General features: G+C 73.2%; 22 protein-coding genes. 4 read left to right on the top strand and 18 right to left on the bottom strand.

Annotation, left to right across the window (positions count from 1 at the left end):
- Positions 1–176: 176 nt before the first annotated feature.
- From ABZ783_RS08840 to ABZ783_RS08815, 6 genes are all read right to left on the bottom strand, one after another.
- The gene (locus ABZ783_RS08840) at positions 177–1,601 is read right to left on the bottom strand and encodes a M1 family metallopeptidase (protein WP_357435518.1); all 1,425 of its coding nucleotides are present in this window, start codon (positions 1,599–1,601) and stop codon (positions 177–179) included.
- Between the two features lie 338 nt (positions 1,602–1,939).
- Positions 1,940–3,178 carry a styrene monooxygenase/indole monooxygenase family protein gene (locus ABZ783_RS08835; RefSeq protein ID WP_357435517.1) on the bottom strand — a complete coding sequence of 413 codons (1,239 nt, stop codon included), beginning with the start codon at positions 3,176–3,178 and terminating at the stop codon, positions 1,940–1,942.
- A 17-nt stretch (positions 3,179–3,195) separates the two neighbouring features.
- The gene (locus ABZ783_RS08830) at positions 3,196–3,801 is read right to left on the bottom strand and encodes an ATP/GTP-binding protein (RefSeq protein ID WP_357435516.1); all 606 of its coding nucleotides are present in this window, start codon (positions 3,799–3,801) and stop codon (positions 3,196–3,198) included.
- Positions 3,779–4,114 (bottom strand): DUF742 domain-containing protein, encoded by a 336-nt coding sequence (locus ABZ783_RS08825; RefSeq protein ID WP_198940564.1) that lies wholly within the window; start codon positions 4,112–4,114, stop codon positions 3,779–3,781. The genes ABZ783_RS08830 and ABZ783_RS08825 overlap by 23 nt, the downstream gene beginning before the upstream one ends.
- Positions 4,115–4,137: 23 nt before the next feature.
- Entirely contained in the window at positions 4,138–4,596 is a 459-nt protein-coding gene (locus tag ABZ783_RS08820; RefSeq protein WP_357435514.1) for a roadblock/LC7 domain-containing protein, read from the bottom strand.
- Positions 4,593–5,759, bottom strand: a complete 1,167-nt coding sequence (locus ABZ783_RS08815) for an ATP-binding protein (RefSeq protein WP_357435512.1) — start codon at positions 5,757–5,759, stop codon at positions 4,593–4,595. Before ABZ783_RS08815 ends, ABZ783_RS08820 begins: the two co-directional genes overlap by 4 nt.
- Positions 5,760–6,101: 342 nt before the next feature.
- On the opposite strand from ABZ783_RS08815, the gene ABZ783_RS08810 reads away from it, so the two are divergent.
- On the top strand, positions 6,102–6,728 hold the full coding sequence (locus ABZ783_RS08810) for an SGNH/GDSL hydrolase family protein (protein ID WP_357435510.1): 627 nt from the start codon (positions 6,102–6,104) through the stop codon (positions 6,726–6,728).
- Between the two features lie 25 nt (positions 6,729–6,753).
- Here the strand turns inward: ABZ783_RS08810 and ABZ783_RS08805 are convergent, their stop codons facing one another.
- From ABZ783_RS08805 to ABZ783_RS08765, 9 genes are all read right to left on the bottom strand, one after another.
- Positions 6,754–9,534, bottom strand: coding sequence for a hypothetical protein (locus ABZ783_RS08805; protein ID WP_357435508.1), 2,781 nt, complete (start codon positions 9,532–9,534; stop codon positions 6,754–6,756).
- Positions 9,534–10,664 carry a Gfo/Idh/MocA family oxidoreductase gene (locus tag ABZ783_RS08800; protein WP_357435506.1) on the bottom strand — a complete coding sequence of 377 codons (1,131 nt, stop codon included), beginning with the start codon at positions 10,662–10,664 and terminating at the stop codon, positions 9,534–9,536. The genes ABZ783_RS08805 and ABZ783_RS08800 overlap by 1 nt, the downstream gene beginning before the upstream one ends.
- A complete protein-coding gene (locus tag ABZ783_RS08795) occupies positions 10,661–11,572 on the bottom strand; it encodes a sugar phosphate isomerase/epimerase (RefSeq protein ID WP_357435504.1) in 912 nt (303 codons plus the stop codon). Before ABZ783_RS08795 ends, ABZ783_RS08800 begins: the two co-directional genes overlap by 4 nt.
- Positions 11,563–12,771, bottom strand: a complete 1,209-nt coding sequence (locus ABZ783_RS08790) for a CehA/McbA family metallohydrolase (RefSeq protein WP_357435502.1) — start codon at positions 12,769–12,771, stop codon at positions 11,563–11,565. Before ABZ783_RS08790 ends, ABZ783_RS08795 begins: the two co-directional genes overlap by 10 nt.
- A gap of 1 nt (position 12,772) precedes the next feature.
- On the bottom strand, positions 12,773–13,909 hold the full coding sequence (locus ABZ783_RS08785; RefSeq protein ID WP_357435500.1) for an ABC transporter ATP-binding protein: 1,137 nt from the start codon (positions 13,907–13,909) through the stop codon (positions 12,773–12,775).
- Positions 13,909–14,778, bottom strand: coding sequence for a carbohydrate ABC transporter permease (locus tag ABZ783_RS08780; protein ID WP_357435499.1), 870 nt, complete (start codon positions 14,776–14,778; stop codon positions 13,909–13,911). The genes ABZ783_RS08785 and ABZ783_RS08780 overlap by 1 nt, the downstream gene beginning before the upstream one ends.
- Positions 14,779–14,833: 55 nt before the next feature.
- Positions 14,834–15,781, bottom strand: coding sequence for a sugar ABC transporter permease (locus ABZ783_RS08775; protein WP_357435497.1), 948 nt, complete (start codon positions 15,779–15,781; stop codon positions 14,834–14,836).
- Positions 15,756–17,153, bottom strand: a complete 1,398-nt coding sequence (locus tag ABZ783_RS08770; RefSeq protein ID WP_357435495.1) for an extracellular solute-binding protein — start codon at positions 17,151–17,153, stop codon at positions 15,756–15,758. The genes ABZ783_RS08775 and ABZ783_RS08770 overlap by 26 nt, the downstream gene beginning before the upstream one ends.
- Positions 17,154–17,305: 152 nt before the next feature.
- Positions 17,306–18,043: a GntR family transcriptional regulator gene (locus tag ABZ783_RS08765; protein WP_357435493.1), complete on the bottom strand. Its 738-nt coding sequence runs from the start codon at positions 18,041–18,043 to the stop codon at positions 17,306–17,308.
- A gap of 196 nt (positions 18,044–18,239) precedes the next feature.
- Between ABZ783_RS08765 and ABZ783_RS08760 the strand changes: the two genes are divergently transcribed.
- Entirely contained in the window at positions 18,240–18,776 is a 537-nt protein-coding gene (locus tag ABZ783_RS08760; RefSeq protein ID WP_357435491.1) for an alpha/beta hydrolase, read from the top strand.
- A gap of 33 nt (positions 18,777–18,809) precedes the next feature.
- On the opposite strand, the gene ABZ783_RS08755 is transcribed toward ABZ783_RS08760, so the two are convergent.
- A complete protein-coding gene (locus tag ABZ783_RS08755) occupies positions 18,810–19,151 on the bottom strand; it encodes a hypothetical protein (RefSeq protein ID WP_357435489.1) in 342 nt (113 codons plus the stop codon).
- A 128-nt stretch (positions 19,152–19,279) separates the two neighbouring features.
- Here ABZ783_RS08755 and ABZ783_RS08750 point away from each other — a divergent pair, with 128 nt between their 5' ends.
- Positions 19,280–19,900, top strand: a complete 621-nt coding sequence (locus ABZ783_RS08750; RefSeq protein WP_357435487.1) for an L-threonylcarbamoyladenylate synthase — start codon at positions 19,280–19,282, stop codon at positions 19,898–19,900.
- A 124-nt stretch (positions 19,901–20,024) separates the two neighbouring features.
- Complete coding sequence (locus tag ABZ783_RS08745) at positions 20,025–21,599, top strand: Na+/H+ antiporter (protein WP_357435485.1); 1,575 nt, start codon at positions 20,025–20,027, stop codon at positions 21,597–21,599.
- A gap of 7 nt (positions 21,600–21,606) precedes the next feature.
- Here the strand turns inward: ABZ783_RS08745 and ABZ783_RS08740 are convergent, their stop codons facing one another.
- Together ABZ783_RS08740 and ABZ783_RS08735 are read right to left on the bottom strand one after the other, a co-directional pair.
- Complete coding sequence (locus ABZ783_RS08740) at positions 21,607–21,939, bottom strand: putative quinol monooxygenase (protein WP_357435484.1); 333 nt, start codon at positions 21,937–21,939, stop codon at positions 21,607–21,609.
- A 64-nt stretch (positions 21,940–22,003) separates the two neighbouring features.
- A complete protein-coding gene (locus tag ABZ783_RS08735) occupies positions 22,004–23,233 on the bottom strand; it encodes a M23 family metallopeptidase (protein ID WP_357435482.1) in 1,230 nt (409 codons plus the stop codon).
- Positions 23,234–23,246 lie beyond the last annotated feature (13 nt).

The following is a 23,246-nucleotide window of genomic DNA, read 5'->3' as shown; positions in this document are numbered from 1 at the left end:
CACCCCCGACCCGCGCGGACTCTGCCGTCAACGGTGGCAGACCGGGGACCGCGGCGGGGCCGATCCGGCACCCCGGCCCACCGCGTTCGCCGTGCCGGCCCTCGTCGTCGCGGCCGACGGTCAGCGCCCGGGGCGGGCTGGGCCCCGCGACCGACCGGTCGCGGGGCCCGCCGGCGTCACCAGCTGGTGGGCTTGCCTTTCTGGTAGAGCCACACGTCGAAGAAGGCGTCGAGATCCTGCCCGGACTCCTTCTCGGCCAGCGCGATGAAGTCGGCCGTGGTGGCGTGGCTGTAGCGGTTGCTCGCCGCCCACTCGCGCAGGATGCGGAAGAAGGTGTCGTCGCCGACCTTGCCGCGCAGCGCGTGCAGGGTCATCGCACCCCGGTTGTACGGGATGCTGCTGAACATGTCCACGGGGCCCGGGTCGGCGAGGACGGTCTGCCAGAACGACGACGAGGCGGCCCGCCCGTAGTTGCTGCTGCTGTTGAAGGTCTGGCTCACCGACGCGCCGCCGTTGTACTCGGTGTACATCCACTGCGCGTAGGTGGCGAAGCCCTCGTTGAGCCAGATGTCCGACCAGCGCTCCGGGGAGACGCTGTCGCCGTACCACTGGTGGGCCAGCTCGTGGGCCATGGTGCCGACGCTCGCCGTGCTGGAGAAGATCGGCTTGGTCTGGGTCTCCAGGGCGTAGCCCACGTTCGGGGCCCGGTCGATGATCGCCCCGGTCGAGGCGAACGGGTACGGGCCGAACTTCGAGGCGAAGAAGTCGATCATCTTGGGGATCTGCGCCACCGCGGGGGCCGAGCCGGCGACCAGGCGCGGGTCGACCGCGACGTACACCGGGATGCCGCTCGGCGTGGTCGACTCGGTGACCACGAAGTTGCCGATGGTGATGGTCGCCAGGTAGGTGGCCATCGGCTCGGTCGAGTCCCAGACGAAGGTGGTCCAGCCGTCCTTGGTCTCCTGGGAGAGGAGCTGGCCGTTGCCGACGGCGGTGAGGCCCTCCGGCACCTTCGCGGTGAAGCGGAAGGTGGCCTTGTCGGTCGGGTGGTCGTTGGTGGGCAGCCATGCCGGCGCGCCCTGCGGCTCCCCGGCCACGAAGACGCCGTCGTCGGTCGGCACCCAGCCCTCGATCGACCCGTCCGGGTCGGTGATCGGGCCCGGTACGCCGGCGTACTTCACCACCACGGTGAACGTCTGCCCGGCCTTGAGCTTCGGGCGCGGGGTGACGATCAGCTCCTGGCCCTCGCGGGTGAACTCGTGCGCGTGCCCGTTGACCGTCACCGAGGTGACGTCCGGACCGCGGAAGTCGAGGTTGAATCGGTCGAGGTCCTGGGTGGCGACCGCGGTGATCGTGGCGGTGGCGTCCATGAACCGGGTCGCCGGGTCGTAGGCGAAGTTGAGGTCGTAGTGCTGGACGTCGTACCCGCCGTTGCCCTGGTCAGGGAAGTACGGGTCGTGGACGCTCGCCGCACCGGCAGAGTAGCGCGGGGCACCGGGGTTGCCGGGTGCCGCGCCGGCCGCGTCCGGTGCCACCGCCGACCCGGCAGCCACCAGGGCGACCGTGGCCAGCGCGGCGCCGCGCAGGCGTGGGATTGTCATGGGGATCCTCTCTCCGGGAAAGCCAGGGCAGCGCTGGCCTTCAGTTGAGTAGGCCCTATCCATCCGCACCGACGCGAAGTCGTCAAGATCTACAGGCCAGCCTCGCCTTTCCGGCCCACCCGGTCTCGCCCGCCAGGAGGGCCCTTGGGACCGGGCGGGCCGGGATCTCTGGCGGAACCGGGGCTGTCGTCGCCCGCAGTCAGCCCTGGTCGCGGCGCCGCCGCAGGCCGCGCCGACGCCGCCAAGGCGGCGGCCAGGCGACGCCGGCGGCGGGAGCCGGTGCTGATCGGCCCCGCAGCCCGGATCCATCGGGGATGGGTGGATGCCGGCCCGCCCGGTCAGCCGGGGACGCTGGCCAGGTAACGCTCGGCGGCGTCCGGCGTCATGAACCAGTCCCGGAAGTCGTTCGGGTCGCTGAAGCCGTTGGCGAAGCGGCGGGCGACCACCGGGTTCCCCGCGGCGGCGCCCAGGATCTGCTGCACGTGCGGCGGCAACGGTTGCAGCATCGCGTTGGTCCAGCCGGTGACCGCCTCGCCGGCGGCCGTCCAGAACCGTTCGAAGGTCTGCGTCATCCACTCCCGGTCGAACGGCCGGTCGCCGCGCTCCATGATCGACCCCAGGTACGAGTACGCGCACTTGGCCGCGGTGTTGCTGCCCTGACCGGTGATCGGGTCGTTGGCGACCACCACGTCGGCCATACCGAGCACGAGCCCACCCGAGGGCAGTTCGGCGACCGGGCGGCGGACCGTCGGGGTGTACCGGCCGGAGAGGGTGGCCCGGCCGTCGGTCAGCTCCACGTCGCTGCACCGCTCGTAGACCCACGGGGTGTAGCGGCGGGTCAGGTCGAGGGTGAGCTTGAGGTGCTCGGCCGGGTCGCGCCGCTCGGTCCACAGGTCCAGCGGGCCGCCGGGCACCGCCTCCCAGAAGAGGATCTCGCAGGGGCCGGAGTGGGTCAGCGCCGGGATGACGAACAGCTCACCCAGCCCCGGAACGGCGTTGAAGCCGACGTGCGGCGTCGGCAGCAGCGGGTCCGGGGCCATCCCGTGCACGTACGCCACGGCCAGCCCCCGCTGCGGCGTGTCGTAGACCGAGCGCTGCGGGTCCCGGTCGAAGACGGCCACCAGGTCGCCCTTGCCGGCGGCCACGACGGTCAGGTCGTAACGGCCGAGCCGGGTCAGCCCGTCCAGGTCGGCGGTGGTCACCGTCTGGTAGAGCACGGTTCCGCCGCGCTGCTCGAACAGCTCCAGCCAGGCGGCCATCTTGATCCGCTGGTCGGTGCTCTGCGCCGGTTCGTCGATCGGGCACGGGATCCGCAGCGCCCGCTCGCCGGGCGGGGCGGACAGCGAGACCTGCAGCCCCTCGATCCGGGGGGCCAGGTCCTGCCACAGGTCCAGCCCGTACCGGCGTTCGGTGGCCAGCGCGGTGCCGAACATCGCCTGGGTGCTCATCACCCAGCCGCGGCGGATCTCGTCCGGCGTACGGGCGGACATGACGGTCACGTCGTAGCCCTCGGCGAGCAGGCTCAGGGCGAGCTGGAGCCCGGACTGTCCGGCCCCGACGATCAGGATTTTGCGCATCGTTCCTCCAGGTTGAGCTACCGGCCGGTGAGCGTGCCCGCGGTGGGCCGGGCGGTGCGGGACATGGTGTGTTCCACGACCGTCAGCAGCGCCCGCGCCACCGACGACGGGTCACGGGCGTCACAGGCGGTCAGCGGTACGCCCGCGGGCAGCGCGAGCGCCTCCCGTGCCTCCTCGAGCGGGTGGTGCAGCACCCCGTCGAAGAGGTTCACGCAGACCACGAACGGCAGGTCGCTGTCCTGCTCGAAGTAGTTGACCGCCGGGAACGCGGCGGCCAGGTTCCGGGTGTCGGCGAGCACCAGCGCGCCGACCGCGCCCCGGCACAGGTCGTCCCACATCGGCCAGAACCGGGGCTGGCCCGGCGTACCGAACAGGTACAGCACCAGGTCGGGGCCGATGGTCAGCCGGCCGAAGTCCATCGCCACCGTCGTGGTCTTCTTGTCGATCCCCGGGTCCATCCGGTCGACGGTCTCGCTGGCCGCGGTCATCCACGCCTCGGTGTTGATCGGCGGAATCTCCGAGATGGACGCGACGCAGGTGGTCTTGCCGACCCCGAAGCCGCCGGCGATGACGATCTTCGCCGAGGTCAGCAGGGGGGCGTCAGGCAAGCTTGCGGAGGCCATCGCGCAGTCTCTCCAGGAGGCGGAAGTCGACGTTGTGGTGGTCGGTGTGGATCAGCAGCCGGTCGGTGGCAGCCAGGTCGTCGACAACCACCCGGGTCACCCCCAGCGACATCCCGCAGACCGCCGAGAGTTCGGCCACGGAGCGGGCCGCCCGCCGGGCATGCTCGTACAGCGTCCGGGCCTCGGGCAGCAGCGCGGAGGCGAAGACGGCGTCGTAGTGCGGCACCGACACCAGGGTGTGCACCAGCAGCGGCTGCCGGGTGCGGGTCCGCCCGGCGGTCAGCACGTACGGCCGCACCTTCCAGTAGGTCATCGACATGATCTCCTTCGCCCCGGTCAGCCGGGCTGACTGGCGGTCATGCGGTGCAACTCGTGGCGGACCTGTGGGGTGAGGGCGTGCCACACCGCGCTGACGAACTGGGTCATCCGGTAGGAGACGACCCGCAGGTCGCAGCCGGGGGCGGCGGCGACCGCCAGGCCCGCCGATTCACCGACCCGCATGAACAGCAGGTGCCCGCGGGGCAGCCGGACGGTCAGGTACTCGGAGGCGCCGAGGTCCAGCAGGGACGCGCTGCGGTCGGCCATGCTCAGCAGGCCCGCGGCCAGCGCGGAGAGCTGATCCCCGAGGTCGCGGTTGACGCTGCGAGAGGCGGCGAGCTGGAGGCCGTCCAGGGACACCAGCATCGCGTGGGTGACCCCGGGTACGTCCTCGGCGAACTGACGGATCAGCCAGGCGCAGTCGGGCAGCCCCTGGCCGGTGGCCGCCGGGCCGGTGCGGCGGTGTGCGTGGGTCATCGCTGCTGTCCTTCGTCGCTGGTGGTTCGGGCGTCGCTGACGCCGGCGGCGAAGGCCGCCGTCTCGTCCGGCCACGCCTCGGGTGGGGATCCGGCGCCGGGGTCGGCCGGGGGCGGGGGCGCCGCCGCGGGGTCGTCCCGGACGCTCGCCGGTACCCGCCGGGGCAGGCCGCCGGACGGCTGCGGTTCGGCGGCCTGGCCACCCAGCGTGGCCAGGCGCACGGTCGGCGCGTGGGTGCTGTCCGGGGGCGTGGCCATCGGCGTACTCCAGGCTTCGGTGCCGCGTCCGGCAGGCGGGGGTGGCCAGGCCGGCGGCGGGGGGATGGGCACGCCGGCCTGGCCGGGTACCGGTCCGGGCGGGGGCGGCCAGACCGGCGACGGGGTGGCGGGGTCCGGGCCCGCCGGGGTGGGGATCTCGCAGAGCAGTGCGCCGGGGACCAGCACGGTCGCGGTGGTCCCGCCCGAGGGCCGGTTCGTCAGGGTGACCCGCAGCCGGTGGCTGCCGGCCAGGTGGGCGACGACGGCGAGCCCGAGGTGGGCCGCGGGGTCGAGGGTGGCCGGGCTGAGCGGCCGGCCGCCGAGCAACGCGTTGAGCTGGGCGACATGATCGGGGTGGAGGCCCACCCCGGCGTCCTCGATGCGCAGCAGGACGCTGCCGTCCTCGGTGATGAACGCCGACACGATCACCGGGGAGGTGGGCGGGGAGAACCGGGTGGCGTTGTCCAGCAGTTCGGTGAGCACGCGGATCACGTCGTCGGCGGCGAACTCGACCACCGCCAGGTCCAGCACGTGACCCATCCGGATGCGGGGGTAGTGCTCGACCGCCGAGCTGGCCGCCCGGACGACGTCGACCAGGGGGACGGTCTGCGGGTTGGCGTCCTCGACCCGGCGGCCCAGCAGGACCTGGAGGTTCTCCGCGTGCCGCCGGATCCGGGTGTTCGCGTGGTCGATCCGGTAGAGCCGCTCCAGCCGGTCGGGGTCCTGCTCGTCGGTCTCCATCGCCTCCAGGTGGGAGCCCATCTGGTACGCCGACGCCATGATCCGCATCGCGAACTGCTCGCAGATCGCCGGCCAGGGACTGGGTGGCGGTTCGTCCGGGGGCGGTGGGGGCGGCTCGGGCGTCTCCTGTGGTGCGACGTCCCACTGCGCGACGGTCGGATCCAACCAGCGCGCCGCTCGTTGTCGCCAGGTGACCCGGCGTCGACCAACTGTGGACACTGGGGTGATGTCGGCGCTTCTCACGAAATTACCGGCCTGTCCGTGGTCGTCGGCTCTGGCATGGTGCAGCAGTCAACCACCGTTTGTGTGTCGATTGCAACGGTCAAGGTCAACTTAGGGGGATTTTCCCGCCCGCCCCGCCGCGCTGCCACGAATGCTTGATCGGGTTCGAGGGCCGGAACGCAACAGCCGGATGGTGGATTTTCCCTCCCGTCTCGGCCGGAAGTCAGCCGTCGTACGGCTGCGGCATGATCATGGGCGGATCGTCGAGCGGGAGGAGACGGGTGGATGACGGTGGCGGTGCCGCCCAACGGGCGGGTGCTCTTCATCGGCGACAGCATCACCGACGCCGGACGGGACCGGTCCTGCGGTGAGGACCTCGGCACCGGGTACGCGATGATGGCCGCGGCCTGGTTCACCGCCCGGCACCCCGGGCACCGGGTCAGCTTCCGCAACCGGGGGATCAGCGGCGACCGGGTACGCGACCTGCGCGTCCGCTGGGAGACCGACTGCCTGGCCCTCGCCCCGCAGGTGGTGTCGGTGCTGATCGGGGTCAACGACACCTGGCGGCGGTACGACCGGGACGACCCGACCAGCGTCGCCGAGTTCGCCCGCGACTACCGGCACATCCTCCAGGAGACCCGCCGGCTGGGCGCCCGCATCATCCTCGTCGAGCCCTTCGTCATCCCGCTCGACGACGCCCAGCGCACCTGGCGGGAGGACCTCGACCCGAAGGTCGACGTGGTCCGCCGCCTCGCCGCCGAGTTCGACGCGACGCTGGTCGCCGTGGACGAGCTGTTCCAGGCCGCCGACGTCGACGACCGGGTGTGGACCCGCGACGGCGTGCACCCGACCCCGTTCGGCCACGCCCTGATCGCCCAGGCCTGGCTACGGGCGATCACGCCGACGGCCTGAGGGCCGGGCGCGCCCGGCCCTCGCCTCAGCTCGCCAGGTCCAGTTGGACGGTGGCGATCTCCCACGCCCGCAGCGGCAGTCGGACGAGGCCCTCCCCGTCGACCGGCAGGGCCTCGCCCGGCCGGCCGCGCAGGTCGGCCCGCCACGCGCCGCGTACGCGGCGGCCGGCTCCGATGACGGCGGCGGTGTCGCGGGTCGCCACCACCCGCAGCTCGACCCGGCCGTCCCGGTCCCGGACGCTGGTCAGCGTGACGCCGTCCCCGTCGACCGTCAGCCCGGTCACCGGCGCCGGCAGTCCGGCCGACGGGTCACCGGCGCCCGGGAACGCCAGCAGTTCGTGCCGGTACGCCTCGGCCGCCGCCGGCACCCGGGCGGAGTCCCAGTCGCCCCGGAACGGCAGCACCGCCAGCTCGACGCTGCGCTCGCCCCGGCACTGGGCCTGCGGCGTGGGCAGCTGCGGGCCGGCAGGTTCGTCCCGTAGCGCGTGCCGGTTGCGGGACAGCATCCCGATCGCCCGCAGCACGGTGATCGCCAACTCCCGGCCGGACTCGGTCAGCTCGTACTCGGTGGGCTGGGTCAGCAGCACCGCGAGCGAGCCGTCCGCACCCCCGGCCGCGACGAACCCGGAGGCGGGGAAGGTTGGCAGCGGGACCTCGCCGCCGCCGCCCTCGGCGGTCAACCCACGCTCGACGACCGCGAACTGGCCTTCGGCGTACGAGGTGCGGGCCGGCGTCGGCAGCGGCAGGTGCAGCCGGACCCGGTGGTCGTCGCAACGGTTGTCGAAGGCGAGCCGCAGCCGGGCGAACGGCTCGCCGGCGCGGACCTCCACGCGGGTGGTCACCGTGACCGTCTCCCGCTCCACCCGGCGCGAGCCGGCGTCCACGTCCGCGCCGACCGGCCACCGGTACTCCCGGATCACGTCGAGCACGGCGACCACCGGGCCGTCGTGCACGACGACGGTACGCACCGCCCGGGGCTTGTCGACCAGTTCGTCGGCGGCGGGTGGGGCGTAGTTGTAGCTGTCGCCCACGTCGCCGCCGTCGACGAGCCGGCCGACCCCGTTGACGCTCAGTCCGTCCGGGGTGGACAGTCGCAGCGTGCCGTCCTCGGCGACCTCCACCCGCAGCAGACCGTTGTCGACCGTCTGGCCGGCCACCGTGACCGGCGTGCTGCCATCCGGCGCCGAGCCCGCCGGGACCGCTGCGGCGGCCCGGGTGCCCGGCGGCAGGGCGACCGGGCGGACCGCGGCGTGTCCCAGCGCGGGGACGTCCACCAGCGCGGCGACGGTCATCCGCGGGGCGGCGACGATGCGTACCCACCACCGGTCCGGGCCGGTGGCCGCGGCCAGCGCGAGCCGGACGTCCTCGACGTCGAAGGCGGGGTCACCGTGCCGGGCCACCTGGAAGGTCAGGGTGGCGTCGGCGGGGGACACCGACCAGGCGGTGATCTCCTGTCCGTACAGCTCGGTGCCGTGCACCCGGGTGAGGATCGCGGGCAGGTCGGCGGCCGGCACCACGTCGTCGGCGAGCAGCGTCCGTGCCTGGTCGAGGACCTGGGCCGGCGCGACCCTGCCGTCCGCGCCGGCCAGCCCGACCGGCCCGTCCGCCGGGACCTCGACGTCCAGCCGGACCAGCGCCGTCCGGGCCGCCGGGGTCGGGTTGAACAGCAGGTACCCGTCGCGGGGCACCGCGCCGGCCAGGCGCGCCCCCACCAGGTCGCAGACCGCCCGCCCGAGCTGGTCCGCCTCGGCGAGCCGGGCCGCCACCTGCTCGGCGGTCTCGTCGCAGCCGCAGCCGGTCACCGAGTCGTGGCAGCTCGCGTCGATCAGCCGGGTCCAGGCCATGTCCAGGAACCGCTGCACGGACGGGTCGTGGTAAAGCGCGGCGAGCGGTTCGGCGTACCGCTCGACGCGCCGCTCGGCCCGGCCCATCGCCTGCTTGAGGTGGGCGCGTACCGAGATCACGCCGGGCAGGATGTTGGCCCGGGCGTGCGAACGCAGTTCGCCGGCCACCGTGGGCAGCCCGTCCACCGTGGTCGGCTGGGTGGCGAAGTACTCGGCGAGGGTGCCGAGCCGCAGTCGCACCCCGTCGACGGCTGCGGCGGCCAGCCGGTCCGGGGCGTCCGGGGCCGGCGCGGCGTGGTCGGTGCCGTACATCGCCAGGATCGGCGTGTCGTCGCCGGTGGACCGCCAGCCGCGCAGCCGCTCGGCCAGGTCGGTGGCCCGGCGGGTGACCAGCCGCGGGTCGTCCATCAGCCCGGCGGCGTTGCCGTAGCCGCCAGGCAGGTACTCGGTGCGGATCGTGGTGCCGTCCGGGGCCTGCCAGGCGAACGCGTGCGACCGGACCCGGTCCGGTACGCCCCGGAACACGCAGGCGTGGGCCAGCCCGGCGCCGGCGAGCAGCTGTGGCATCTGCGCGATGTGCCCGAACATGTCGGGCAGGTAGCCGACCGGCATGGCCCCGCCCAGCGCCCCGCTGCGGGCCAGTCCGCGCTCCAGGTTGCGGACGATGTTCTCCCCAGAGCAGAGGAACTCGTCGAGCAGGATCTGCCACGGCCCGACGGCCAGTCGGCCCGCCCGGACCAGCGCGATCACCTGCTCCCGGCGCTCCGGGCGTACCTCCAGGTAGTCGTCGACCGCGGCGAGTTGGCCGTCCAGGGTGAACCGCTGGCGTTCGTCGGTCGCCATCCGCTCGAACACGTCGTCGAGCAGCGCCACCAGCCGCAGCCGGAATCGCTGGAACGGCTCGTACCACTCCCGGTCCCAGTGGGTGTGCGGCACCACGATGATCTCGGTCGGCTTGTCCATCAGCTCGCCGCCTCTCCGCCGATCGCTGCCCCGGTCAGCTCGCCGTAGCGGCGTACCACCTGTTGGCTGGTGCGTAGGTCGGCCGCGCCCCCGGCGACGCCGGTCAGCGGGCGCGTACCCCCGGTCACCATCGCGTGGAAGGCGACCAGTTCCTGCTCGAACGCCTCGGTCACCGACCGGAACTGCGCTCGCCGCTCGCCGCCGGAGTGCCGGTCCACCGCGGTCAGCGTGGTCGGTGCGTTGAGCAGGTACGGCGACGGGAAGACCAGCTCCAGGGTGCCCCGGGCGTGGTGCAGGGTGACCGTCTCCCGGTAGGCCGGGCAGTCTGGCAGGTTGAGCCACCGGATGCCGTACCGGCCGCCGGCGGGCAGCCGGCCGGAGATCTCCACCGACGGCTCGGCCGGCCCGTCGGGCGTCAGCGGCCAGGTCGCCACGTGGTCCACCGTGGCCGGCGGCCCGGTGAACAACCGCAGCAGGGACAGGTCGTGCGAGATGCTGTTGATCAGGATCTGGTAGAGGGTGCGCGCCCCGGCGTCCCCGCCCACCGCGGCGTCGAGCAGCCGCGCGTCGGCCTCCCGCAGCCGCGCCTCCGCCGCGGCCGGCACGTCCCGCGGTGGCGGGGGCAGGTGGGCGAAGGCGAGCTGCTGCTCCCCGGCGGCGTGCAGAACGGTCACCTCGACCGCGTGCACCGCCGCCGCACCGCCGATCCCGTCCAGCAGACGGACGGCCTCGGCCACCGCCGGGTCGTACTGCTTCATGTAGCCCACCATCAGCGCCGCCCCGGTCAGCCGGTCAGTTTCGGCGAGGGCGTAGGCGAGCGGCTTCTCGCAGAGCACGGGCAGTCCCCGGTCCAGCGCCGCGGCGGCGAGTTCGCCGTGCGACCCGGAGGTCGCCAGCAGCACCGCGTCGCAGCCGCCGCCGTCCAGCAGGTCGGCCGCGTCCGCATACCTTCGGGCCGGTTCGACGCCGTACCGGTCGCCGAGTTCGGCCAGCCGCGCGGGGGACAGGTCGCTGAGCGCGATGACGTCGAACAGGTCGGCGCGGCGCTGTAGCAGGGGCAGGTGCACCGTACGGGCGATGACGCCCAGCCCGGCCACCGCGATCCGGATCCGCTTGCCCGGTTCGGTCATCGCCGCACCTCCGCCAACGAGCGCAGGTTGGCCCGCTGGTCGGCGCGGATCCGGTCCAGGTTCCGGCCCCGCTCGGGCGCGTCCTGCTCGATCACCAGCCAGCCGGTGTAGCCGGTCTCGTCCAGCCCGCGCAGCACCCCGGCGAGGTCGACGTCGCCGGCGCCCAGGGCGCAGAACCCGCCCGCGGCGACCACCTCGGCCAGGCCGCCGCCGGCGTCGCGGACCCGGCGGTGCGCGGCCAGGTCGGCGTCCTTGAGGTGTACCTGGCCGGTCCGGCCGGCCCAGCGGTGGACCGCCGCGACCGGGTCGCCGCCGGCCAGGGTCAGGTGCCCGGTGTCGAGGCAGATCGCCACGTCGGTCAGTTCCAGCAGCCGGTCGGCCTCCGCCTCGGTTTCCACGTCGGTGCCCAGATGGTAGTGGAACACCGGCTCCAAACCGCGGTCCCGGCACCGGTCGACGGCCTGCTGCACCCGGGCGGCGAAGCCCGGCCAGGCGGCGGCGGGCAGCGCCGAGGCCAGGTCCGGCGGGGTGCCGGGCCGGGCCATCCGGGCCGGGTTGGCGGAGCAGGCCAGGGTGGGCCGGGGCGCGAAGCGCGGGTCGTCGACCGGCGCGGCGGTGAACACATCCAGGGCCGCGTCGAGCTGGGCCAGGTCCGCGGTGAACCCGTCCGGGTCGGCGAAGCGCAGGTCGACCCAGCCGCCGGCGAGCCCGACGCCGGCCGCGGCCAGCCGGCGGGTGAGCACCTCGCCGGTCCCGAGGTAGCCGATCGGCCCGGAGTCCACGCCGGTGTAGCCGTCGGCGGCCAGCGACGCGAGCAGGTCCTCCGGACCGACGTCCGGGTCGGTCGCCTGGTAGATGCCGTAGTTGACCGGGGCTCCGGCCACTCTGGTGCGTCCGGTCAGCTGCACAGTGCGATCACCTCCATGCGGTGGGATTCCAGGACGTGCAGCCCGTCGGCGGCCGGCAGCAGGCACCGGTCGCCGCGGACGACCCGGTGCCGGCCGTCCGGGTAGCCGAGCAGCGCGCCGTCCGCGTCGAGCGCCAGCAGTTCGTCGCCGAGGCGCAGCAGCCGGGGCGCGTCGGGCCCGGCGGAGACGGCGGTGCGGCCGGCGGCCAGCGCGGCGCGGACGGCCGCCTCGTCGGCGGGGTCGCCGTCGACGAGCACCCAGGTGGTCGGCGCGCCGGGCAGCGCGTCCGCGCCGGGCCGATGGAAGTCGCTGCCTCCGATGGGTACGACGTCCGGCCGCCACGCCTGCGCCCAGGCGAGCGGGGCGCCCCAGGTGCGGTCCCACCAGCCGGAGTGCCACACCTCGGCGAGCCGGGTCCGGGTGGTGAGCGGCTGCCGCCAGGCGCAGTCGCCGCCGAGCGGGTGGTTGACCGACATCAGCCCGCCGGCCCGCTCCGCGGTGGCCAGCCACTCGTCCGGCGGCTGCCGAAAGTCGACCCAGCCGACCGGGCCGAAGACGTTGGCGTGCCCCCGGTCGGTGGTCACCTCCTGCCCCGGCACGAGCGTGATGCCGTAGCGGGCCGAGGCGGCGGGTAGCCAGGGGTGGTGGCTGACGGTGTTGTGGTCGGTGACGGCGAGGAAGTCCAGGCCCCGCGCGGTGGCGAGGGCGGCCAGTTCGTCGACGGTGTACGCGCCGTCGCTGTGCACGGTGTGCGCGTGCAGGTCACCGGCGAGCCACCGCCGCCCGTCCACCTCGGGCAGCGCGGCGCGGGGCGGGCGTTCCGGCCGGGGCGGCGGCGCGGGCGCGGCCGGCGGGGATGGGGAGCGGGTGCTGGTGGTGGCGGTGACCTCGTAGGGCAGCCCGTCGGGCGGGATGCGGTGCAGCCGGAGCAGCACCTGCCATTCGCCGGGCTCCAGCTCCCCGGGCAGATAGCCGGGGGTGGCCCAGTCGGCGGTGATGGTCCAGCCGTCGCGGGCGCCGCCCGACCAGCCGCGGAAGCCGGCCGGCCCGAGGCAGCCGAGGTCCAGCACGCCCGCGTCGCGGGGGTGGTCGAGGCGTACGGTGAGCGCGGCGGTGCCCGGGGCCACGGTGACCGGAAGGGCGCGCATGATGCTCTCGGCGCGGTCCCGCAGCGTCCACCTGCCCCGGTGCGTCACCATGTCAGGCGTCCGCCGCGACGCCGGTACGCGGCACCGGCACCGGTGGCGCCGCCGCGCCGGTGACCAGCTCGCCGTCCCGGTAGACCAGGGTGCGCCCGGGGCGCGGCACCACCCAGCCGGTGTCGCCGGGCGCCGGTTCCCGCCCCTCCGGCACCACGACCTGCACGCTGGTCGCCCCGTCGTCCCCGGCCGGCACGTCCAGCGACACCAGGGAGAAGCTGCCCAGGTTCTCCACCACCACGACCTGGCCGGTGAGGGCGTCGGGTACGGGCTCGGGGGAGTGGTCGAGGTATTCGGGGCGGACCCCGTAGACCACCTGTTCGCCGTCGGTCAGCCGGCCGCGGACGTCCTCGGGGACCGGCAGCCGCACCCCGGCGACGGCCAGCTCGTCGCCGTGCACCCGGGCCGGGACCAGGTTCATCGGGGTGGAGCCGATGAACCCGGCGACGAAGGTGTTGGCCGGCCGGCGGAACACCTCGGTCGGAGTGCCGACCTGCCGGATCCGGCCGCCTTCCATCACCGCGATCCGGTCCGCGAGGGCGAGGGCCTCGGCCTGGTCGTGGGTGACGAAGACGGTGGTGACGCCGAGTTCCCGTTGCAGCCGCTTGAGGAATGTCCGCGCCTCCAGCCGCAGCCGCGCGTCCAGGTTGGACAGCGGCTCGTCGAGCAGGAACACCTGCGGGTGGCAGGCCATCGCCCGGGCCAGCGCTACCCGCTGCTGCTGGCCGCCGGAGAGCTGCCCGGGCCGGCGGTCGAGCAGCGCCGACAGGCCCAGTTCCTCGGCGGTGCCCGCCGCCTTGTCGTGCCGGGCGGCCCGGCCGACCTTCTTGATCCGCAGCGGGTACGCGATGTTGTCCCGCACGGTCATGTGCGGGAAGAGCGCGTAGTCCTGGAAGACCATCGCCACGTCCCGCTGCCCCGGAGGCAGGTTGGTCACCGTCCGGTCGCCGATGCGTACGCTGCCGGCGGAGGCGAGCTCCAGGCCGGCGATGGTGCGCAGCAGGGTGGTCTTTCCGCAGCCGGACGGGCCGAGCAGGGCGAAGAACTCGCCGTCGGCGATCTCCAGGTCGAGGGCGTCCAGGGCGCGTACCCCGTTGGGGTAGACCTTGGTCAGCTCGCGCAGGGTGATGGCGGACATCAGCGCTTGATCCCTCCGTGGAAGCGGAACCCGTACCTGCTGCTCACGAAGACGAACATCAGCGCCACCGGCAGCGAGTAGAGCAGCGAGAAGGTGGAGAGCAGCCGCAGGTCGGCCTGCCCGCCCTCGGTGTAGAGGGTGTACATGATCACTGCGGCGGGGGCCTTGTCCGGGCCGCGCAGCAGCAGGAACGGCACGAGGAAGTTGCCCCACACGTTCGCCACCGCCCATACGCCGACGGTGGCCAGCCCGGGGCGGACGACCGGCACCACGATGTGCCGCATGATCTGCAGGGCGCTGGCGCCGAAGACCCGCGCCGACTCCTCGTACGACGTCGGCGTGGCGTCCATGAAGTCCTTGAGGATGAAGATCGCCGCGGGCAGCAGGCCGCCGGTGAGGACCAGGATCACCCCGAGCCGGGAGTCGATCAGGTTGAGCCGGAACGCCAGCTCGAACAGCGGCACCATGGTGGCCGTGCCGGTCACGATGGACGACAGCAGCAGCAGGCCGTAGAGCAGCGCGTCGCGCCCCGGCACCCGGACCCGGCTGAGCGCGTACGCGGCCAGCGCGGCGAAGACCACCACCAGCACGGCGGTGCCGCCGGCCAGCCACACCGAGTTGACCAGCGAGGTCAGCGCGTACGGGTTGTCCAGCAGGGTGCGGAAGTTGTCGAGGGTGAACCGCGGCAGCGAGGTGCCGATGGTCGGGGTGTCGTCGAACGGGGCGGTGGCCAGCCAGAGCAGCGGCAGGGCGAAGAAGGCGAGCACGAGGCAGAGGAAGACGTAGCGCCCGACGCGGGCCACCACGTGCCGCACCGCCGCCCGCGCCGCGAGGTCGGTCCGGGCCTCCTGCGCCAGGTCCGCGCTCACAGCAGCACCTTCGTTCGCGACTGCGGGGCTCGCAGAACCGGCTCACTCCTCGCGCTCACGCCCGCTCCCTTCGCCGGCCCAGCATGCGCAGGTAGATCAGCGCGATGACCAGGTTGATCAGCAGCATGATGAACGAGATCGCGGCGCCGAAGCCCAGCTCGCCGCCGGAGAGCGCCACCTTGTAGACGTAGACCGCCAGGATCTCGGAGCGCTGCTCGGGCCCGCCGGCGGTGATCAGGAACGGGGTGAAGTCGTTGAACGTCCAGAGGCTGATCAGCAGCAGGTTGGTCAGCACGTGGCCGCGGATGCGCGGGAACACCACGTCGCGCAGCTGCTGCCAGGTGGACGCGCCGGCCAGCCGGGCGGTCTCCAGGTGCGAGCGGGGCACGTTCTCCAGCGCGGCGGCGTAGAGCATCATCGAGAACGCGGTACCGCGCCAGGTGTTGAAGATGATGATCGACAGCATCGGGTGGTCGAGCAACCAGGCCATGCCGGGCGTGCCCAACAGGGCGTTGAGGGTGCCGGCGTCCCGGTCGAGCAGGGCGATCCAGAGGAACGCGACGACCGAGCTGGGCAGGATCCAGGACAGCAGGATGAACGCCTCGACCACCCGACGCAGTGGACCGCGCCGGTCGCGCAGCGCGAAGGCGATCGCGAAGCCGAGGCCGGCCTGACCGAGCACCGCCGAGCCGAGCACGAACTGCAGGGTCAGCAACAGCGACGTGCGGAAGCGCTCGTCGGTCAGCGCCTTGGTGTAGTTGTCCAGACCGACGACCTCCGGATGGGCCGCGGCCAACCCGGTGAGCCGGTAGTTGGTGACGCCGAGGTAGATCGTCCAGGCTGCCGGCACCACGAGGAAGAGCAGGATCAGCACCATGCTCGGGACGAGGAACCCGGCGGCGCGGGCCCGGCCCAGCCCGGCGGCGTCGGGGGCGGGGGAGGCGTCCGTCGCCGGGCGCGCTCCCCCGACCGTCTCGTCAGGACGAGACGTTACCCGGACCACCGACGATCCCCTCGACCTTCTTTCGGTACGCCGAGGCCGCCTCGTCGGCGCTCTTGCCCGACGCCGCAGCCGCGGTCGCCTCCTGCAGCGCGACCGACACCTGGGGGTAGACCGCCAGCGGCGGCCGGTACGCGGTCAACGGCAGCACCTTCTCGGCGACGAAGTTGAGCATCGGGTCGCCGGCCAGCACCTCCTTGTTGACGTCGGCCCGGGAGGTGATCCGCGCCGCGCCGGCGAGCTGGGCCTTGGTGGCCTCGGCCGAGTGCATGAACGCGAGCAGCTCGAACGCCTGCGACGGGTACTTCGAGTTCGGGTTGAGCACGTCGACGCCGCCGCCGGACATGCTGACGAAGTCCTGCCCCCGGATGCCCGCGCCGGGCTGCTTCGCCGGGATCATCGCGTACCCGACCGTGCTGTCCCGGTCGGGCATCTTCGCGGTGCCATCCTTCGGGTTGATGACGCTGCGCCAGAAGTAGTCGCCCTCGGCCAGGATGCCGATCTTTCCGGCGGCGAACTCCTCGAAGGACTTGTCCCGCCCCTTGGCCTCCTGCTGGAGCTTCGGGTCGCCGAGACCGCCACCGTAGACCTTGGTGTAGAAGTCGAGCATGTCCTTGACCGGCTGGTTGGCGCCGGCCCACTTGCCGTCCTTCCAGATCTCCCCGCCGGCGCCGACCAGCAGCGGCAGCGCGCCCTGCATGGTGGTCGCCTCGCCCATCGCCGTGCCGGCGTTGATCTGGATCGGGGTCACGCCGGGCAGCGCCTTGAGCTTGGTGCCGGCGTCGAGGATCTCCTGCCAGCTCTTCGGCTGCCAGTCGGCGGGCAGGCCGGCCTGGGCGAACAGCTTCTTGTTGAAGTAGAGCACCCGGCCGTCGGTGCCCTGCGGGATGCCGTAGCGCTTGTCCTCGAACGTGCCGAGGCCCTGCACGCTCTCCGGGATCTGCGACCAGCCGTCCCACGAGTCGGCCTGGCCACCGGCCACCTCGGACAGCGGCTTCAGGTAGCCGGCCTGCACGAACTCGCCGACCCAGATGCCGTCGACCGAGATGACGTCGGCACCGCCCTTGGACCGCAGGTCCAGGGCCAGTTTGGTCTTATACTGCTCGTCATCGACGCCGCTGGGCACGAACGACACCTTGGCGGTGACGCCCTTGGCTTTCTGGGCCTCGATGAACCGGGGGATGACCCACTTCTCGATCCACTCCGCACCAGTGGCGTTCTTGCCGCCGGCGATGGCGTTGGCGGCGATGGTGAGGGTGATGTTCTTGGCGTCCTTGCCGGCGGGCTCCGAGCCGCCACCGCAGGCCGTGGCGGCGAGGGTGATCGCGGTGAGCGTGGCGAGCACGGCCGGGACGCGTCTCGGCGTGACTGACATGGGCTGTTCCCTTCGCAAGAAGTGACTTCGAAGAGACTCGCGGGTCGCCCCGCCGGCCGCAGGTCCATGCCGGCGGTGCATGTCGGCCACAATGTCATGACAGCCTGACGACGTAAATACCTATCACTGGAAATGAGCGAGAAACCCGGGGTTCACCGCTCGGTGACAGCCACCTCCAGCGCATACCGGGAAGCCCGGTAGAGGTGCTCGCCGTACTCGACGTGCCGGCCCTGGTCGTCGTACGCGGTGCGGGTCATGGTCAGCAGCGGAGCGCCCCGCCGCTCGCCGAGCATCTGCGCCTCCGCGGCGGTCGCCGCCCGGGCCCCGATCCGCTGCTGGGCACTGCGGATCCGCACCCCGGCCGCGCGCAGGATGGCGTACAGGCCCCGGGCCTGCAGGACGTCCAGAGTGAGCCGGACCGGGTCGAGCGGAAGCCAGTTCTCCATCACCGCCAGGGGTTCCCCGTCGGCGAAGCGGAGCCGGCGCAGGTGCTGCACCGGGCTGTCGGCGTCCACCCCGAGCGCCGCCGCCACCTTGGCCGGGCAGCCCACAGTCGCCAGTTCCAACACCGACGTGGACGGTTGCCGTCCGGCCCGGGCGAGGTCGTCGTGCAGGCTGGTCAGCTCCACCGCCCGGCGGACCTCGCCCCGGACGACCTGGGTGCCCACGCCCCGCCGGCGCACGATCAACCCCTTGTCCACCAGGTGCTGGATGGCTTGCCGGACGGTGGGCCGGGACAGTCCCAGCCGGTCGGCGAGCTGCAACTCGCTGTCCAGCCGGTCGCCCGGTGCCAGGTCACCACGCTGAATCGCGGCGGCGAACTGCTCGGCGACCTGGAAGTAGAGCGGGATCGGGCTGCTCCGGTCGACGACGATCTCGGGGCTGGTCACGGGGGACCTCCTCGTCACGGCTGTCCAGGGGTCCGGGGATGGGCGCCACTGTACCGAAGCGGTCACCCGGTGAAGCCGGCGGATGTCAGGACAATACATTGACACGACTCGCGGTCACGGTTCCAAGTCAACGGCCAGCAGCGAGCCCACGATCGCTGACCCCGTCCCCGTCACAGGTCTGGGTAAGGTCGTCCGCATGGCTGACGCTGTCGTGATTCCCGGCGGTATGTTCGGACCGGGCGCACCCCTGCTCATGTATGCCGGCGACGTGGCGGAGCAGCGGGGCGCAACGGTGCACCGGTACTCGTGGTCTCAGGAGTTTCCGAGGCCTGACGAGCCAGCAATCGAGGGGTGGGTCAGCGGCGAGGTCGCCCCGCTGATCGACACTGTTGGCGGTCGCCCACTGCTGGTCGCCAAGTCCCTCGGCACGAATGCGGCAGCGATTGCCGCCGAGAGATCCCTGCCCGCCGTGTGGCTCACGCCATTGCTCACCCTGCCGTGGGTGGCTGACGCGTTGGGCCGTGCGACCGCACCGTTCCTCCTCGTGGGTGGCACCGCCGACAAGGTGTGGGACGGTGACCTCGCCCGCCGGCTGTCACCCCACGTGCTGGAGGTGGCAGGAGCGGATCACGGGATGTACGTGCCCGGCCCGCTCACGGAATCCATCGCGGTGCTCAGCCGAGTCGTGGTCGCCGTGGAAGAGTTCCTCGACGCGATCGGCTGGCCAGACTGACCAACTGGATTAAGCACCCCCGGGTGTGCCGGGTCAGGCGGCGGACGTGATCGCCAACGGCGACTGGTCGGGAAGCGGCTGCCACGGCGGACGCGGGGACGACTCGGCGGACCGTCCAGCCGGCGTCTCCGGTCCGTCCTGGTGGGCGGCCGGCTCGGCAGTGCCGGTACGAGGTGCGGCCTGCGCCGCGCGCAGACCCATCTGCGCGTTGTGCCACGGGGCGCAGGGCCAGGCCGCGCCGAAGCAGCTGCCGTTGTCGCAGGCGCCGTTCTCATCCGGCTGGTGGGTGTCGGCCACCGCGGCGGCGAGCCGCCACAGCAGCGGGTCGGTCACCTCGGCCGGACGGTCGTCGCGGTCTGTGCTGGCATCGGACATGGTCGGATCCCCCTCTTCGAGCGGGCCTCATCCTTTCCGGTCCGATCCTCCGCCAAACCTGCGAGCTGCAAATTTGTGCCGCGCCCCACCCCGCGCGGGTCCGCGCGGCGAGGCATAGGCTGGGCGCCGTGGCAAGGTACTACGACCTGCACCCGGACAATCCGCAGCCGCGGACCCTGCGGCAGGTGGTCGACCTGATCCGGGACGACGGGCTGATCGCCTACCCCACCGACTCCTGCTACGCCTTCGGCTGCCGGATCGGCAACCGAGGCGGCCTGGACCGGATCCGGGAGATCCGCCGGCTCGACGACCGGCACCACTTCACCCTGGTCTGCCGCGACTTCGCGCAGCTCGGCCAGTTCGTCAAGGTCAGCAACTCGGTCTTCCGCCTGGTGAAGGCCGCCATCCCGGGCAGCTACACGTTCATCCTGCCGGCCACCCACGAGGTGCCGCGCCGGCTCCAGGAACCGCGCAAGCGCACCGTCGGGGTGCGGGTACCGAAGCACACGGTCACCCAGGCGCTGCTGGCCGAGCTGGGCGAGCCGCTGCTGTCCAGCACGCTGCTGCTCCCCGACGAGGACGAACCGCTGACCCAGGGCTGGGAGATCAAGGAACGGCTCGACCACCAGCTCGACGCCGTCGTCGACGCGGGGGAGTGCGGGACCGAGCCGACCACCGTGGTCGACCTGTCCGGGCCCGAACCGGAGATCCTGCGCCGCGGCGCCGGGGATCCGTCACGGTTCGAGTAGCCGCCGCCCAAATTAGCCGATTTGTCCGCACGTCCTCGGTCGGCCGTACCACCATGTTGGGGCGGCGGCGTGCCCGCGATCCGCCCGCCGCCGCACCACGCCGATCGGGTGACGGGGGTACGACGTGGAACCGCTCGTGCTGATCGCGGTACTGGGCGCGACGGTGCTGATCGGCACCACGATCGGCGGCCGCTACAGTGTCGCGCCCCCGGTCCTGCTCATCGGCATGGGCGCGCTGCTCGGGCTGCTCCCGCCGTTCTCGCACGTGGTGCTCCCACCCGAGGTGGTGCTGGTGCTCTTCCTCCCGGCGATCCTCTACCGGGAGAGCCTCGTGATCAGCATCCGCGAGGTCCGGGCCAACCTCGCGGTGATCGCCCTGCTGGCCGTGGCGCTGGTGCTCCTCACGACGGTCGCGGTCGCGTACGCCGCAAAGGCCCTCGGCGTCGAGTCGCCGGCGGCCTGGGTACTCGGCGCGGTACTCGCGCCGACTGACGCCGCCGCCGTCGCTGGCCTGGCCAAACGGATGCCGCGCGGCATCCTCACCACCCTGCGCGCGGAGAGCCTGATCAACGACGGTACGGCGCTGGTGATCTTCGCCGTCGCGGTCGGGGTGATCGCCGGGGGAGCACTCCCTGGGCCAGCCGGACTGCTCGGGCGGTTCGTCGGCTCGGCCGCCGCCGGAGTTGCCGCCGGCCTGCTGGTCGGCGGGGTCGCCGTCCTGATCCGTAGCCACGTCGACGACCCGCTGCGCGAGGGCGGGATCAGCATCCTCACCCCGTTCGTGGCGTTCCTGCTCGCGGACGTCGTGCACGCCAGTGGCGTCCTCGCGGTGGTGGTCGCCGGGCTGCTCATCTCCTGGGCCGCGCCCCGGATCATCCGGGCCCGCTCGCGGATCACCGCGTTCGCGTTCTGGGACCTGTCCACCTTCATGGTCAACGGCAGCCTGTTCGTGCTGCTCGGCATGCAGGTCCCGCGATCCCTACGCGGCATCACCAGCCACTCGCCGGCGCAGTCGCTGGGCATCGCGGTGGTGGTGACCGTCGTCGTCGTGGTGACCCGGATGGCCTGGGTGCACCTGGGCGTGTCCACGCTGCAGAACCTCGACCGGCGTGAGTCCCGGCGCGGCCGCGGGTTCGACTGGCGGGTCCGCACCGCGGCCGGCTGGGCCGGGTTCCGGGGCGCGGTCTCGCTGGCCGCCGCCCTCGCCGTGCCGGTCGCGACCAGCGCCGGCACGCCCGTCCACGAACGGGACCTGATCATCTTCGTGACCGTCACGGTCATCGTGCTGACCATGCTGGTCCAGGGCACCACGCTGCCGGCCGTGGTGAGCTGGGCCGGTCTCAGCGGCGACCAGGAACGGGAGGACGAGGTCCGCTGGGCGCGCATCCGGGCCACCGAGGCCGCCCTCGACGCCCTGCCCCAGGTGGCCGCCGACGTGGGCGCAGCGCCGGACGCCGTCGAGCGGCTCCGCTCCGACTACCAGGAGCACCTCGACGACATCCGGTGCCCGGGGGACGAGCAGGCCGAGGAGGAGCGGGAACTCGCCCGGCGGCTGCGGCTGGGCGTCCTCGACCGCAAGCGGCAGGAGCTCACCCGGCTGCGGCGGACCAACCAGATCGACGACGCCGTGCTGCGCGAGGTGCAGGCGGCCCTGGACATCGAGGAGATCCGGCTGCTCGGCCCGACCGTCGAGGACTGACCGTCGACTACCTGCCCTCGGGGACGGCCATCTCACCGAGCAGCGACCAGTCCTGCTGCGGGACGGTCACGTTGACGATCCGGGGCGTCTCGACCAGGTGCGGCGGCAGCGTCCGCTGCGCCGTGCGGAAGTGCTCCGACTGCACGTGCGCGGCGCCGGCCTCGTCGTCGCGGAACGCCTCGACCAGCACGTACTCCGTCGGGTCGGCCACGCTGCGCGACCAGTCGAACCACAGGCAGCCCGGCTCGGCGCGGGTGGCCTCGGTGAACTCCGCGACGATCTGCGGCCAGCGGTCGGCGTCCTCCGGCCTCACCCGGAACTTTGCGGTAATGAAGATCATGGCGACCAGGCTATCCGGCCGGGCGCGCGAGGACACCGACGGTCCCGAGCGAGGGACGGCGCGCTCAGATCCAGGGCAGCGGGTCCACGGCCCGGCCACCGAGACGCACCTCGAAGTGCAGGTGTGGTCCGGTGGAGGCGCCGGTCGAGCCGACGAGGCCGATCACCTGGCCGGCGCGGACCCGCTGTCCGGGCGACACCAGCAGGCGGGACTGGTGGCCGTAGCAGGTGGACAGCCGCTGCCCGGACACCCGGCCGTGATCGACGCAGGTGTAGTTGCCGTATCCGCCGTACCATCCGGCGCGGGTGACCCGTCCGTCGGCGGCCGCCCTGATCTGGGTGCCGATCGGGGCGGCGAGATCGATCCCGGGATGCCGCTGCCAGACGTGGTAGTACGGGTCGAAGCGGACGCCGAACTCGCTGGTGAGCCGGCCCGCCAGCGGCCGGCCCAGCCGGCTCCCGCCGGGCGCGGCGACCCGGGTGGTCGGTGCCGCCGCGGCGGCGGTCACGGCGGCGGCGCGGGCCCGCCGGTCGATCTCCCGCCGGAGCGCGGCCTCCTCCCGCTGCCGGCCGGTGAGTTCGGCCTGGCCGGAGGTGATCGCGGCGGACAGGGCGGCGGCGCGGCCGGTGGGCGTGTCGAGCAGGTCCGCGGCGTCGACCACGGCCAGCGGCGGCGCCGGGTCACCCGCCGGCGCGGGGCCGCCGGTCCAGGCGGTCAGCAGTTGCAGCACCGGATCGGGTTGGCGCTGCACCGTGGCCAGGTCGTCGCGGGTGCGGGCCAGAATGTTGTGCAGGTACTGGATCCGGCGCTCGACGTCGGTGAGCGCGGCGACCTGACGGGCGTCGGGCGTGGTGGCGGCGTCCGTCGGTGGCTGCGGGTACAGGTCGGCGCCGGGGTCGGCGGCGATGAGTGCCGGGGCGGACTCGGGGTCGGCCATCGGCGGGGCCGTGGCCGGGGCGGCCGGTCCGCCGGCTCGCGACGGCGCGGTCGGCGAGGCCGGCGCCAGCCCGGGGGTGTGCCCGGTTGACGGGCCGGCCGACGAGGAGGCCGTCGGTCGGACGCTGGGCGGCTTCGGCGACGGCGGCGTGAGCGGGGGCAGTGTCACCGACGGCAGCGGCAGGGGCGGCAGCGACACGGAGGGCAGCGGCACGGGCAGGGAAAGGGTCGGCAGGGGCAGCGGCCCCTGCGCCGCCGCGGTGCCGGTCCCGGCGTCCAGCCAGGTGGACGTCGTGACCACAGTCGCCGTCCCGGCGACCGCCGCCAGCGTTGCCCGCCGCCACCACCGTCGGTTCATGCCGTTCTCCTGA

It is taken from the genome of Micromonospora sp. NPDC047738 (assembly GCF_040642675.1).
Classification (GTDB): domain Bacteria; phylum Actinomycetota; class Actinomycetes; order Mycobacteriales; family Micromonosporaceae; genus Micromonospora.
The sequence above is the reverse complement of the archived record's forward strand: the minus strand, read 5'-3'. Positions and strand labels throughout refer to the sequence as shown.